Below are 12,885 nucleotides of genomic sequence, written 5' to 3'. Positions count from 1 at the left end.
CGACGTCCAGCGCCCGGAACGCCGGAACCCTAGGGTCGGGTGGGAGCCGCTGCCGGACGGTCGGCGGTCCGCCTGCGAGGAGGAGATTCCGTGCGCGCCCGTGCCCTGCCCGTCGTCCTGGCCGCCGGACTCGTCGCGGCCGGGTGCACGGGGTCCGGCCAGGACGAGTCCGGCAGTCCGGGGACCGACGTGGACTCCGTGACGACGTCGTCGCCCGCCGAGTCACTGACGGTGCTGCCGGAGGACGACGCCGCCGAGCTGGCGCTCGGGACGAGCGGCCTGCTCTTCGACCGGGCACCCGTGGTCGTCACCGTGCGCGAGGACGACCGGGCGGGACTCCTGCTCGGTGCGTCGGCCGCCGTCGGCCTGGGGGTGCCGCTCCTGCTGGAGGGTGAGGCCGACGCGCTCGCCGACGAGCTCGACCGGCTCGGCGCCGACACGGTGCTGGCCGTGGGGGAGGCCGACGGCGACATCGGCGGGGACGGGCCCGACGTGATCCGGGTACCGGCGACGCCCCACGCCGTGGCCGAGGCCGCCCGCCTGTCCCTGGCCGAGGCCGATCCGGTCCCGGACGAAGGCGGGCTCGACGCCGTGGCAGGCCTCGACAGCGACGCGCCGGCTGCGCTGATCCCCGTGGGCGAGGAGCCCGAGGACGGCGACGCGGACGTCGAGCGGGTGCCCGAGATCGACCCCGGGGATGCCCGCACCGAGACCGTCGTCCTGGTCTCCGGCGACGACGACGCCTCGGTCGCCGCCGTCGCGACCGCCCGCGCGGCCGGCGCGATGGTGGTCGTGCTGGACGACACCGATCCGCGCGGCTCGGAGGCCGCGCGCAGCGCGCTCTCGGACGAGGGCACCGAGGCGGTCGTCGCGTTGGGCGGGGGCCTGGGTGACGCGGACGGGTTCGACTGGAAGCTGGAGACCGCCGCGACCGGGACCGAGCTGCCCGGCGGAGGTCAGCTGCTGTTCCCGGGCCGGCTGCTCATCGCCCTGTACGGCCACCCCGGTACCGGGGCGCTCGGCGTCCTCGGCGAGCAGCCGCTGGAGGCCGCGATCCAGCGGGCCCGCGACCACGCCGCCCCGTACGAGCCGCTGGCCGGCGACCGGACGGTCGTCCCCGCTTTCGAGATCATCGCGACGGTGGCCTCCACCGAGGCCGGTGCCGACGGCGACTACTCCAACGAGGCCGACATCGAGCTGCTGCGGCCGTGGGTCGAGGCCGCCGGGGAGGCGGGGGTCTACGTGGTCCTCGATCTGCAGCCCGGGCGCACCGACTTCGTGACCCAGGCCGAGCTGTACCGCCCGCTGCTCGAGCTGCCGCACGTCGGGCTGGCGCTGGACCCCGAGTGGCGGCTCGGTCCCGGCGAGGTCCACCTGACCCAGATCGGCTCGGTGGGCATCGAGGAGGTCAACCGCGTCGTCACCTGGCTGGCCGACCTGACCCGCGAGGGCCGGCTGCCGCAGAAGCTGCTGGTCCTGCACCAGTTCCGGCTTGACATGCTGCCCGGGCGGGAGTTCCTCGACACCTCCCGCGACGAGCTCGCGATCATGATCCACGCCGACGGCCAGGGCCCCCAGGGGAGCAAGCAGGCGACCTGGAACGCCCTGCGGCAGGGCGCGCCGGAGGGGATCACCTGGGGGTGGAAGAACTTCTACGACGAGGACGTCCCGATGCTGACCCCGGAGCAGACGATGGAACAGGTGCAGCCGACGCCCGACCTGGTGACCTACCAGTAGGCGTCCGTTCGACCCTGCCTTTTTGTCGGTCCCCTGTGGTGTGCTCTCCGACGTCCCCGACAGGAAGGCATGCCCGGTGTCCACCGCTGCGCTCAGCCCAGCAGAAGAGCTCGACCCACGGCTGCTCGAACACCGCCGCGAGCTCACCGGCTACTGCTACCGGATGCTCGGTTCGATCTTCGACGCCGAGGACGCCGTCCAGGAGACGATGGTCCGGGCCTGGCGCGGGCTGGCCGACTTCGAGGGCCGCTCCGCGCTGCGTTCCTGGCTGTACCGGATCGCCACCAACGTCTGCCTCGACCAGCTGAACGGGCGGCAGCGTCGGGCCCTGCCGATGGACCTCGCCGGCGGCGACCCGTACCCGCCGGTCCCGGCGTCGCTGGCCGGCCGCCGGCCGATGACGGCGTGGGTGGAGCCGGTGCTCGACCGCCAGGTCCTGCCCGAGGACGGCGATCCGGCCGAGCAGGCGATCGCCCGGGAGTCCGTGCGGCTGGCCTTCGTCGCCGCGCTGCAGCACCTACCGCCCAAGCAGCGGGCGGTGCTGATCCTCCGCGAGGTGCTGCGCTGGAAGGCCGAGGAGGTCGCGCGGTTGCTGGACGCGACGGTCGCGTCGGTGAACAGCGCACTCCAGCGGGCGCGTGCCACGCTGGCCGACCTCGGTGACCGCCCGGCACCCCGGGATCTGGACGATGCGGACCGCGAGCTGCTGGCCAGGTACCTCGACGCGTTCGAGCGCTACGACATCGACGCCTTCGTGCAGCTCCTGCACGAGGACGCCACCCAGCACATGCCCCCTTTCGAGATGTGGCTGCGGGGTGCGGAGGACATCGGCACCTGGATGAAGGGGCCGGGCGCCGAGTGCCGGGGATCGCGGGTGTTCCCGGTGACGGCGAACGGGGCGCCGGCGGTGGCGCAGTACCGGCCCCGCGCTGGTGGTGGACACGAGCCGTGGGGGCTGCACGTGCTGGAGATCGAGAACGGGCGGGTGGCCCACATCTCCAGCTTCCTCGACCTCGGTACCGGACTGTTCACGAAGCTGGGGCTCCCGGCGAGCTTCGACTGAGGCTTCCCGGCCCGTCCCGCGCGCCGCTGTGAACCGGAGCGGCCCGTTCCCGGGGTGGGAACGGGCCGCTGCGGTTCGGGTCGCTGCTCAGCGGCGGGACTTGCCCTGGCTCGCGAAGGAACTCACGCAGTCGCCTTGGTTGCGGTAGACCGGCGCGGTGCTGGTCGCCCAGCCCCCGTCCTTGCACTGGTCCTTGCTGCTGAGCACGACGTCGGTCTCGAAGTCGTAGGTGACGTCCCGGTCGGCGGTGGCCACGCGGAGCAGATCGGCCGCGGCCACGACGCCGCCGTTGCCCGACCCCTGGTTGAAGCCGAGGCTTCCCCGGAAGTTGGCGCCTTCCTGGACGGTCGCGGCCGGGTGGAGCGCCACGATCTCGTCCCAGGTGCAGTCATGTGCCTGGCCGCAGGTGGGGTGGCCGCTCAGCCACCACACCGCGTCGCCGCCCTTCAAGGCGTCCCACTCCTGCCACGTGCCGGACTGGATGGCCTCGTTCCCGTAGGCCTGGTACGGCTCGAACACCAGGTAGTAGTCGGGGAGGCCGTCACCGGAGAGGTCGACGCGCAGGTTGAGCGCGGGCAGTGCCACGCCGTTCGGGGGCGACTCCGCCAGGTAGGTCTCGTAGCTCAGGGCGGTGATGTCCGCGATCGGCGTCCCGGCCCAGTCGTCGCTGAGCATCTGCACCTTGGCGCCGGACTCCGGCGTGGAGAGGACGACGGCGCTGGAGGTGGACCCGCCTCCGCCGTAGGCGTCCGAGAACGTCGCCGTCCCGCTCGGCCGCGTGTCACCGAGGTGCCAGTCGGCGCCCACCCGGTCGGGGCGGACCGTGTCGGTCTCCGTGGCGGCTGCCGCAGGGGACACGGTGCCCGTCAGGACGGCGGCTGTGACGGCGAAGGTGCCGACGAGAAGTCGGGTCATGCGCATAACTGCTCCAGGTGGCGAGGTCGATGGGCCGCGGCAGCCTCCCACGCGCCGGCGCTCGTCCCGGGGCGGAGATACGCACCTTCCGGAGCCGTGTCGAGCACAGGACGAGGGCTCAGGCCTGTGCGGCCAGCCAGGCGGTGCGCCGCCGGTTGGAGGCCTGGGCGAGCCAGGCGTCCTGCACGATCTCGGCCAGCTCCTGCCGGGTGATCTCACCGAGCCGGCCGGCCTGGACGAGCACCGAGCGGTGACCGTCGAAGTGCGGGGTGGTGAAGAACGGCGTCGTCTCGTCCTGGATCAGGGCCAGCTTGTCGGCCTCCGACTCCACCCAGAAGATGATCACGTCCTGCAGCCGTTCCCCGGTCACGGGATCGACGGCGTCCGGTCGCGGGGTGCGGAAGAAGACGAAGGACTTCCCGCCGACTTGGTAGACCTCGTTGCCGCGCGGCCCGCGGACGACGGTGACGTGCGGCATCGCCTGCGCGAGCTCGTGCACGTCCTCGACCCGCGCCGGGCGGTCGGTGGTCACGGCGGGCAGCGTAGGCGCGGAAGCCGCGCATGGGACCCGATGTGCGGCGGATGGCCCAGATCCACCGTGCCGGTGTAGGACGCCGTGAGCCGGTCTCGGCCGCCGGTCTGGATGCGGCTGCGCTCCACTCCCTCGCTCAGGAGCCGGGCGCGGAGGCCGTCACTCGGAGAAGACCCCGCAGGCGAGGTAGGAGTCCGGGAGGTCCGACCCCGCGCCGGCCTCCGTGTCGACGGTGGCGTCGGTGATCACGACGGCCAGGCCCTCGCCCTCGAGGAGGTCGGCGAGCGCCGTGTCCTCGACGTCGGTGGTGAGCGCCCCGGTGCCGTCCTCGAGCACAGACAGGGCGGGAAGTGCGATGACCGGCGCCTCCGGGTTCACCGACTCGCAGTCGGCAGTCTCGAACAGGCTCACGTCCTGGAGGCCTTCGGGGAGGCCGGAGACGTCCAGCTCGATCTCGGTGCGGTCGTCCGCGTCGCGCAGCCACGCCGTGCCGAGGGAGCTCCCCTCGGGGTCGACGAGCTCGGTCGACCGCTGGTCGGGAGCGGTGGTCTCGGCCGTCGCACCGGTGCCGGGCCCCTCGTCCTCCGGCTCGTCGGAGCCGCAGGCCGCCACGGAGAGCAGCAGGGTCATGGCGGGGATGAGCGTTCGAGTTCGCACGGCGGTAGCTCCCGGATCGAGGATGGGGTCGGCTCCGGTGTGCCCCGCTACGGCTGATCATGCGCATGGGCGGGCCCGCCGACACCGAAACGTCATGTGCCCCGTTCGCCGCCGTGAGACCGGGACGGCCACCGGCACCTCACCGGTGCGCGTACGGCTCGTCGCTGGGCAGGGCGCCGTCGTCGGTCTGTCGCTCGGCGGCCCATGCGGCGAGCGCCGGAGGCCCTGCCTCACGCGTGCCTTGAGCAGCGGCCAAGTCCGGTGCTCAGGGGGTACCAGGGGTCAGCGTCCTGAGGGCACGAGAGTGGCGCCGAAGCCGCGCTGAGCTGCGGAGAGGGCGAACGAGCTGGTCAGTACGTGGAGCGGGTGACCGGGATCGAACCGGCATGGCCAGCTTGGAAGGCTGGGGCTCTACCATTGAGCTACACCCGCGAGGTGCCCGGACAGCCTAACGGCCCGGCCTCACCACGCGTGCGACGCCGTCGGGTGCCGCGGCTCCCGCCGGCCGCTCTGGCCACGCCCGAGCTCTCCCGGTAGAGAGAGCAGCATGGACGACGGACCTCGCGACGTGACGGCGACCCCGGACGGGCCCGGCCGGCTGAAGCTCGGCCTGATGCTCGGCTACTGGGTCGGACCGGGTCCGGGGGATCAGCTCCCGCTCGTGCTCGCCGCCGAGGACGCCGGCTTCGACTCGGTGTGGACGGCGGAGTCCTACGGATCCGACGTCTTCACCCCGCTGGCCTGGATCGGTGCCCACACCCGCCGGATCAAGCTCGGGACCGCGCTGTGCCAGATGTCGGCCCGCACCCCGGCGGCCACCGCCATGACCGCGATGACCCTTGATCGGCTCTCCGGCGGCCGGATGATCCTCGGTCTCGGGGTGAGCGGCCCGCAGGTGGTCGAGGGTTGGTACGGAATGCCGTTCCCCAAGCCGCTCGCCCGCACCCGGGAGTACGTCGACGTCCTCCGCGACGTGTGGCGGCGCGAGGAGCCCGTCACCAACGACGGGGAGCACTACCCGCTGCCCTATCCGGGCGGCACCGGATTGGGGAAGCCGCTCAAGACCAACATCCACCCGCTCCGGCCGGACATCCCGGTGTACCTGGGAGCCGAGGGACCGAAGAACGTCGCCCTCGCCGCGGAGATCGGCGACGGCTGGCTGCCGATGTTCTTCCACGTCGAGCGCAGCCCCGCCCTGTACGCCGGCTCCCTCGCCGGGGCGGCAGCCGACTTCGACGTGGCGTGCCCCGTCTCGGTCGTCGTCGACGACGACGTCCAGGCCGCCCTCGACCGGGTCAAGCCCACGATGGCCCTCTACATCGGCGGCATGGGCGCCAAGGGGAAGAACTTCCACCTCGATGTCGTCTCGCGCATGGGCTTCGAGGAGGAGGCCCTCCGGGTGCAGCAGCTGTACCTGGACGGCGACAGGGAGGGCGCGGTCCGAGCGGTGCCCGACGAGCTCTGCGACGGCGTCGCCCTGTGCGGCCCACTCCCGCGAATCGTCGAGCGGCTCGAGCTGTGGCGCTCCGGCCCCGTGCGCACCCTGTTGCTGAGCGGGGTGTCGGATCCGGCGACGATGCGTGCCCTCGTCGAAGCTGCGGGCTGAGTGCCCGACGGGGTTGCTACGGTCCGGCGCGTGACGCAGACCACGTGGATGGACGCCACCGCGCAGGCCGAGCTGGTGCGCACGGGCCAGGCCTCGCCGGCCGAGCTCGTCGACGACGCGATCGAGCGCATCGAGCGGGTCAACCCGCAGCTGCATGCCGTGCTGCGCGACAGGTTCGACGCCGCGCGCGAGGAAGCCCGCGGCGACCTGCCGGCCGGCCCCTTCCGCGGGGTGCCGCTGCTGCTCAAGGACCTCGGCTGCCACGTCGCCGGCGACGAGACGCACTACGGGACGTCGTTCCTGCGCGATGCGGGCTTCCGGTGGCCCACGGACAGCTACCTCGCCCGGCAGTTCCGCGCCGCCGGGTTCGTCTTCCTCGGGCGTACCAACGTGCCGGAATTCGGGACGACCATCACGACCGAGCCGGTCGCGAACCCGCCGGCCCGCAACCCCTGGAACCCCGGGCACTCGACCGGTGGCTCCAGCGGCGGCGCCGCAGCGGCGGTCGCGGCCGGGCTGGTCCCCGTCGGGCACGCGAGCGACGGAGGCGGGTCGATCCGCATCCCGGCCAGCGAGTGCGGCCTGGTCGGCCTCAAGCCCACCCGCGCCCGGGTCAGCCACGGTCCCGACGTGGGGGAGAGCTGGGCCGGCGCCACCACCGACGGCGCCATCACCCGGACGGTCCGTGACGCGGCCGCCGTCCTGGACGCGATCAGCAACCCCATGCCCGGCGACCCGTACGTCGCGCCGCCGTTCGCCCGCCCGCTCGCCGACGAGGTGGGCGCGCCGGTCGGTCGGCTCCGGGTCGGCCTGCTCGACGCCGACCCGGGAGAGCGGTCCCTGGAACATCCGCAGTGCCGCGCGGCGGTGGAGCGAGCGGGTGGGCTGCTCGAGGAGATCGGGTGCGTCGTCGAGCCCGGCACCCCGGAGGGCATGTTCGACGAGATGTTCTCGCGGTTCTTCACCGCGACGATCGCCGCCGACACCGCCCTCACGCTCGACACCTTCGAACGCCTCGTGCTGGGCAGGGCGGTGGCCGACGACGAGCTGGAGCCGCGCAACGCGATGTACCGCGCCGTCGGCCGGCAGATGACGGCGGCCGACTACCTCGGCGCCCGCGCCTACCTGGGCGCGTGGGTCCGCCGGATGTCGGCCTTCTGGGCGCCGCAGGTGCTCGGCGGGCAGGGCTTCGACCTGTTCGTCACCCCGACGGTCGCGACCCCTCCGCCGGAGCTGGGGTGGTTCGGCGCGGCCGGGCCGGAGGAGGAGGGTCGGCGGATCGGCAGCTTCATGCCGTACACCGCCCAGTTCAACGTCACCGGCCAGCCCGCGATCAGCCTTCCGCTGCACTGGACGGAGGACGGGCTGCCGGTCGGCGTGCAGATCGTCGCCGCGTTCGGGCGGGAGGACGTGCTGGTCCGCGTGGCGGCGGCGCTGGAGCAGGCCGCTCCATGGGCCGACCGTCGTCCGCCGGTCTCGGCCTGAGGCCTGCGTCCTCCCCGGCGGGTCGGACCGCGCCTAGACTCCACCCGGGCCACGGGGTGTAGCGCAGCTTGGTAGCGCACCCGCTTTGGGAGCGGGGGGCCGCAGGTTCAAATCCTGTCACCCCGACGAGGTCGTGCTGCGGGAACGCATCCGACCGCTATCCCGTCCCGCCGCGCGCCCTCGCGCCGCCCGTAGACTCGTGGGTCGACGCGGCGCCGTCGAGCACCGAGCGTCCCCACCAGTTGACTTACCGAGGAGCACTGCCGCTGTGAAGAGCACCATCGAGGAACTGGGCCCCACGCGGGTCCGGATGGCGATCGAGGTGGCATGGGGGGACCTGGACCACGCCTTCGGTGAGGTCTACAAGGAGCTGGGCAAGCAGGTCCGGGTCCCCGGCTTCCGCCCCGGCAAGGTCCCCAACCGGGTGCTCGACCAGCGCATCGGCCGTCCCGTCGTCCTCGAGCAGGTCGTCCAGCACGCCATCCCCGAGGTCTACTCCGAGGTCGTCCGCGAGAACCAGGTGCGCGTGCTCGGCCAGCCCGACATCGAGGTGACCAAGCTCGAGGACAACGAGACCCTCGAGTTCACCGCCGAGGTCGACGTCGCCCCGCAGCTCGAGCTCCCGGCGCTGGACTCGCTCGCCGTCACCGTCGACGACGTCGAGGTCACCGACGAGGAGATCGACCAGCAGATCTCGGTCATGCGCGAGCGCTTCGGGATGCTGCAGGCCGTCGAGCGAGCCGCCCAGGACGGCGACTTCGTGTCCATCGACCTCGAGGCCAAGCTCGGCGACGAGGTGCTGGAGGACGGCTCCACGACCGGCATGTCCTACGAGGTCGGCTCCGGCAGCCTCATGGAGGGCCTCGACGACGCCGTCCGCGGGCTGTCGGCCGACGAGTCGAAGACCTTCCAGACGGCGCTGCTCTCCGGCCCGAACGCCGGCGAGACGGCCGACGTCACCGTCACCGTCCGCTCGGTGAAGGAGAAGGAGCTCCCCGAGCTCGACGACGAGTTCGCCTCCACGGCCAGCGAGTTCGACACCCTGGCCGAGCTGCGCGAGGACGTCCGCACCCGGCTGGCCCGCACCAAGGTCCTCCAGCAGGGCGCGCAGGCGCGGGACAAGCTGGTCGAGCACCTGATCGAGACCGTCGAGGTGCCGATCCCGGAGAACCTGGTCGAGCGCGAGATCGAGTGGCGCAACCGCGCCTTCGAGGGTGAGCTGCAGCAGGCCGGCATGGACTGGGACAGCTTCCTGCAGATGTCCGGTGTCGAGAGCCGGGAGGCCTACGACGCCGACCAGCGCAAGAACGTCGAGGAGGCCGTCCGCACGCAGTTCATCCTGGACGCCATCGCCGACGCCCGTGAGGTCACCGTCGACAACGACGACCTGTCGGCGCAGATCATGGCGCAGGCGCAGCGGAACCGGATGAGCCCGGAGCAGTACGCGCAGCAGCTGCAACAGGGCGGCAACATCGCCGAGTTCGTCGCCGACGTCCGCCGCACCAAGACCCTCGCCCAGCTGCTCGAGCAGACGACGATCACCGACGCGTCGGGCAAGAAGGTCGACCTCGAGGCGCTGCGGCCGAAGACGGTGCAGGCTTCCTCGGCCGAGGAGTCCGCCGAGGAGTCGGCCGAGGACGCCGACGCGGCGACCGAGGACACCGAGGACGCCGCCCAGGCCTGAGCGAAGGCCCGCTCCTGATGGACGGGCCGCTCCGACGACGCCGTCCTGCCCCTCGTGGGCAGGGCGGCGTCGCGGCATTCCGGGGTCCGTCGCTGCGCCGACGGCGAACACCGCCCGTACAGGGCATGGGTCGTCGGAGGTGCGCGTTAGGGTCGACAGGACTCAGGCGATTCACCGGGGGTACCGCCACCCCGGGGGCCGTCCAAGCCCTGACCGGCCCGGCAATCCCGTCCACGAGACCGACTGCTCAGACAGTTCAACGGAGGTCACCGCACCCGTGAGCACCCCCCACCCGAACCTCGCGAGCGCACCGATGATGCGCGGCGCCAGCTCGATGATGAACCTCGGCGACTCGGTCTACGAGCGCCTGCTGCGCGAGCGGATCATCTTCCTGGGCACGCAGGTGGACGACGTCATCGCCAACCAGCTCGCCGCCCAGATGCTGCTGCTCTCGGCCGAGGACCCCAAGCGGGACATCCACCTCTACATCAACTCGCCCGGTGGCTCCGTCAGCGCCGGCATGGCCATCTACGACACGATGCAGTTCATCGACTGCGACGTCGCCACCTACGGCATGGGTCTGGCCGCCTCGATGGGCCAGTTCCTGCTGACCGCCGGTACGAAGGGCAAGCGCTACGCCCTGCCGCACGCGCGGATCATGATGCACCAGCCCTCCGCCGGCGTCGGCGGTACGGCGGCGGACATCGCCATCCAGGCCGACCTGTTCCGCCGCACCAAGCAGGAGCTCAACGAGCTGCAGTCCCAGCACACGGGGCAGAGCGTCGAGCAGATCGAGAAGGACTCCGACCGCGACCGCTGGTTCACCGCGCAGGAGGCCCTCGAGTACGGCTTCGTCGATCACGTGGTGAGCAGGGCGACCATGACCGACAGCGCCAACCCGGTCTCCGACAACTGAGCTCCCGAGGACAGACACAGATGAGCTTCCAGATGCCCTCCAGCCGGTACATCCTGCCCTCCTTCGTGGAGCGCACGAGCTACGGCATGAAGGAGTCCAACCCCTACAACAAGCTCTTCGAGGAACGCATCATCTTCCTCGGGGTGCAGATCGACGACGCCTCGGCCAACGACGTCATGGCCCAGCTGATCACGCTGGAGTCCACCGACCCGGACCGCGACATCACGATCTACATCAACTCGCCCGGCGGCTCGTTCACGTCGCTCATGGCGATCTACGACACGATGATGTTCGTCCGCCCGGACATCCAGACCGTGGTCATGGGCCAGGCCGCCTCGGCGGCTGCGGTCCTGCTCGCGGCCGGGACGCCGGGCAAGCGGCTGGCCCTGCCGTACTCCCGCGTGCTGATCCACCAGCCCTCGGGTGAGGCCGGCGGCCAGGTGTCGGACCTGGAGATCCATGCCGCGGAGATCCAGCGGGTGCGCACGCAGATGGAGGAGATCCTCGCGCGGCACACCGGCCGGTCCGCCGAGCAGGTCCGCCAGGACATCGACCGCGACAAGATCCTCACCGCCCAGGAGGCGAAGGACTACGGAATGGTCGACCAGGTGATCCAGAGCCGGAAGCTCAACGCGCTCTCCTCCTGACCCGCGTCGGTACGGGCGGAGGGCGCGCGTGTCGCGTCCTCGGCCCGTACCGTCGAAGGTTCCAGCGGGTCTGGAGGGCACTCCCGCGAGGGGGTGGGATCGAGAGGCGAGCGGTACGGAAGTGGGACAGCCGGCGAGGAACCCGGGTGAGTCATTGCCCGGCCGCGTCGGTGGCGGCAGGTACGTTCGGCGGGCGCCCGAAACCCCGGCCGGAAGCGCCGGGAGGAGAGCCTCGCGGAGCGAGGACGTGCAGGGGCGAACAGCAACGATGACGACGCAGGTTCCTGGCACCAGGCTTGCGATTCCGAGGTGGAGGTCAGCAGGTGGCACGAATCGGTGAGAGCGGTGACCTGCTCAAGTGCTCCTTCTGCGGGAAGAGCCAGAAGCAGGTCAAGAAGCTCATCGCGGGCCCCGGGGTCTACATCTGCGACGAGTGCATCGACCTCTGCAACGAGATCATCGAGGAAGAGCTCTCGGAGTCCTCGGACCTGAAGTTCGACGAGCTGCCCAAGCCCAAGGAGATCCACGATTTCCTCGAGCAGTACGTCATCGGCCAGGACCAGGCCAAGCGGACGCTCTCGGTGGCGGTCTACAACCACTACAAGCGGATCCAGGCCGGCGGCGACCGGGCGTCCCGCGAGGACAGCGTCGAGCTGGCCAAGTCCAACATCCTGCTGATGGGGCCCACCGGGTGCGGCAAGACCCACCTGGCGCAGACCCTCGCCCGGATGCTCAACGTTCCCTTCGCGATCGCCGACGCCACGGCGCTGACCGAGGCCGGCTACGTCGGCGAGGACGTCGAGAACATCCTGCTGAAGCTGATCCAGGCCGCCGACTACGACGTCAAGCGCGCCGAGACCGGCATCATCTACATCGACGAGGTCGACAAGATCGCCCGCAAGAGCGAGAACCCGTCGATCACCCGCGACGTCTCCGGTGAGGGCGTGCAGCAGGCGCTGCTGAAGATCCTCGAGGGGACGACGGCGTCGGTGCCCCCGCAGGGTGGCCGCAAGCACCCGCACCAGGAGTTCATCCAGATCGACACGACGAACGTGCTGTTCATCGTGGGCGGAGCCTTCGCCGGCCTGGACAAGGTCATCGAGGCCCGCACGTCGAAGCAGGGGATCGGCTTCGGCGCCGAGGTGCGCGGCAAGGCCGAGATCGCCGAGGCCAACGCCTTCGCCGAGGTCATGCCCGAGGACCTGCTGAAGTTCGGGATGATCCCGGAGTTCATCGGGCGCCTGCCGGTGATCACCAGCGTGCAGAAGCTCGACCGCGAGGCGCTGATCAACATCCTCACCGAGCCGAAGAACGCCCTGGTGCGCCAGTACCGGAAGCTCTTCGAGCTCGACGGGGTGGAGCTGGAGTTCACCGACGACGCGCTCGAGGCGATCGCCGACCAGGCCATCCTCCGTGGCACCGGCGCCCGCGGGCTCCGCGCGATCATGGAGGAGGTGCTCCAGTCGGTCATGTACGACATCCCCAGTCGCGAGGACGTCGCCTCCGTGGTGATCACCAAGGAGGTCGTGCTGGAGCACGTCAACCCGACGATCGTGCCGCGCAAGCCCACCCGCGAGCGCCGCGAGAAGTCCGCGTAACGCGACCAGCGTCGACGGCCCGTCCCCACCGGGGGCGGGCCGTTT

Annotated in this window: 11 protein-coding genes and 2 tRNA genes; 9 read left to right on the top strand and 4 right to left on the bottom strand. The window is 71.5% G+C overall.

The window, feature by feature from the left end:
• Window positions 1–90: 90 nt before the first annotated feature.
• Window positions 91–1,737, top strand: a complete 1,647-nt coding sequence (locus BN344_RS03475) for a hypothetical protein (RefSeq protein ID WP_040336998.1) — start codon at window positions 91–93, stop codon at window positions 1,735–1,737.
• A 76-nt stretch (window positions 1,738–1,813) separates the two neighbouring features.
• On the top strand, window positions 1,814–2,800 hold the full coding sequence (locus BN344_RS03470) for a sigma-70 family RNA polymerase sigma factor (protein ID WP_040336997.1): 987 nt from the start codon (window positions 1,814–1,816) through the stop codon (window positions 2,798–2,800).
• Between the two features lie 87 nt (window positions 2,801–2,887).
• Here BN344_RS03470 and BN344_RS03465 read toward each other — a convergent pair whose 3' ends face one another.
• The 4 genes from BN344_RS03465 to BN344_RS03450 form a co-directional block, all read right to left on the bottom strand.
• The gene (locus tag BN344_RS03465) at window positions 2,888–3,715 is read right to left on the bottom strand and encodes a hypothetical protein (RefSeq protein ID WP_155858736.1); all 828 of its coding nucleotides are present in this window, start codon (window positions 3,713–3,715) and stop codon (window positions 2,888–2,890) included.
• 118 nt (window positions 3,716–3,833) lie between these two features.
• Window positions 3,834–4,247, bottom strand: coding sequence for an MmcQ/YjbR family DNA-binding protein (locus tag BN344_RS03460; protein WP_040336995.1), 414 nt, complete (start codon window positions 4,245–4,247; stop codon window positions 3,834–3,836).
• A gap of 159 nt (window positions 4,248–4,406) precedes the next feature.
• A complete protein-coding gene (locus BN344_RS03455) occupies window positions 4,407–4,904 on the bottom strand; it encodes a hypothetical protein (protein ID WP_155858735.1) in 498 nt (165 codons plus the stop codon).
• 358 nt (window positions 4,905–5,262) lie between these two features.
• Window positions 5,263–5,336: transfer RNA gene (locus BN344_RS03450), tRNA-Gly, on the bottom strand.
• 115 nt (window positions 5,337–5,451) lie between these two features.
• Between BN344_RS03450 and BN344_RS03445 the strand changes: the two genes are divergently transcribed.
• From BN344_RS03445 to clpX, 7 genes are all read left to right on the top strand, one after another.
• A complete protein-coding gene (locus tag BN344_RS03445; protein WP_051515514.1) occupies window positions 5,452–6,510 on the top strand; it encodes an LLM class F420-dependent oxidoreductase in 1,059 nt (352 codons plus the stop codon).
• A 30-nt stretch (window positions 6,511–6,540) separates the two neighbouring features.
• A complete protein-coding gene (locus tag BN344_RS03440; RefSeq protein WP_197022222.1) occupies window positions 6,541–7,995 on the top strand; it encodes an amidase in 1,455 nt (484 codons plus the stop codon).
• Window positions 7,996–8,047: 52 nt separating this feature from the next.
• A tRNA-Pro gene (locus BN344_RS03435) sits at window positions 8,048–8,121 on the top strand.
• Between the two features lie 142 nt (window positions 8,122–8,263).
• Window positions 8,264–9,679 (top strand): trigger factor, encoded by a 1,416-nt coding sequence (tig, locus tag BN344_RS03430; protein ID WP_040336992.1) that lies wholly within the window; start codon window positions 8,264–8,266, stop codon window positions 9,677–9,679.
• Between the two features lie 277 nt (window positions 9,680–9,956).
• Window positions 9,957–10,595 carry an ATP-dependent Clp protease proteolytic subunit gene (locus BN344_RS03425; RefSeq protein ID WP_040336991.1) on the top strand — a complete coding sequence of 213 codons (639 nt, stop codon included), beginning with the start codon at window positions 9,957–9,959 and terminating at the stop codon, window positions 10,593–10,595.
• Window positions 10,596–10,615: 20 nt separating this feature from the next.
• Window positions 10,616–11,242 carry an ATP-dependent Clp protease proteolytic subunit gene (locus tag BN344_RS03420; protein WP_040336990.1) on the top strand — a complete coding sequence of 209 codons (627 nt, stop codon included), beginning with the start codon at window positions 10,616–10,618 and terminating at the stop codon, window positions 11,240–11,242.
• Between the two features lie 323 nt (window positions 11,243–11,565).
• On the top strand, window positions 11,566–12,840 hold the full coding sequence (gene clpX / locus BN344_RS03415) for an ATP-dependent Clp protease ATP-binding subunit ClpX (protein WP_040336989.1): 1,275 nt from the start codon (window positions 11,566–11,568) through the stop codon (window positions 12,838–12,840).
• Window positions 12,841–12,885: the final 45 nt, after the last annotated feature.

Source organism: Candidatus Blastococcus massiliensis AP3 (assembly GCF_000582785.1).
Classification (GTDB): domain Bacteria; phylum Actinomycetota; class Actinomycetes; order Mycobacteriales; family Geodermatophilaceae; genus Blastococcus; species Blastococcus massiliensis.
The sequence above is the reverse complement of the archived record's forward strand: the minus strand, read 5'-3'. Positions and strand labels throughout refer to the sequence as shown.

Coding starts and splice junctions, on each gene's coding strand:
- BN344_RS03465 (WP_155858736.1), bottom strand. CDS start 3,715: ATGACCCGACTTCTCGTCGGCACCTTCGCCGTCACAGCCGCCGTCCTG.
- BN344_RS03445 (WP_051515514.1), top strand. CDS start 5,452: ATGGACGACGGACCTCGCGACGTGACGGCGACCCCGGACGGGCCCGGC.
- BN344_RS03420 (WP_040336990.1), top strand. CDS start 10,616: ATGAGCTTCCAGATGCCCTCCAGCCGGTACATCCTGCCCTCCTTCGTG.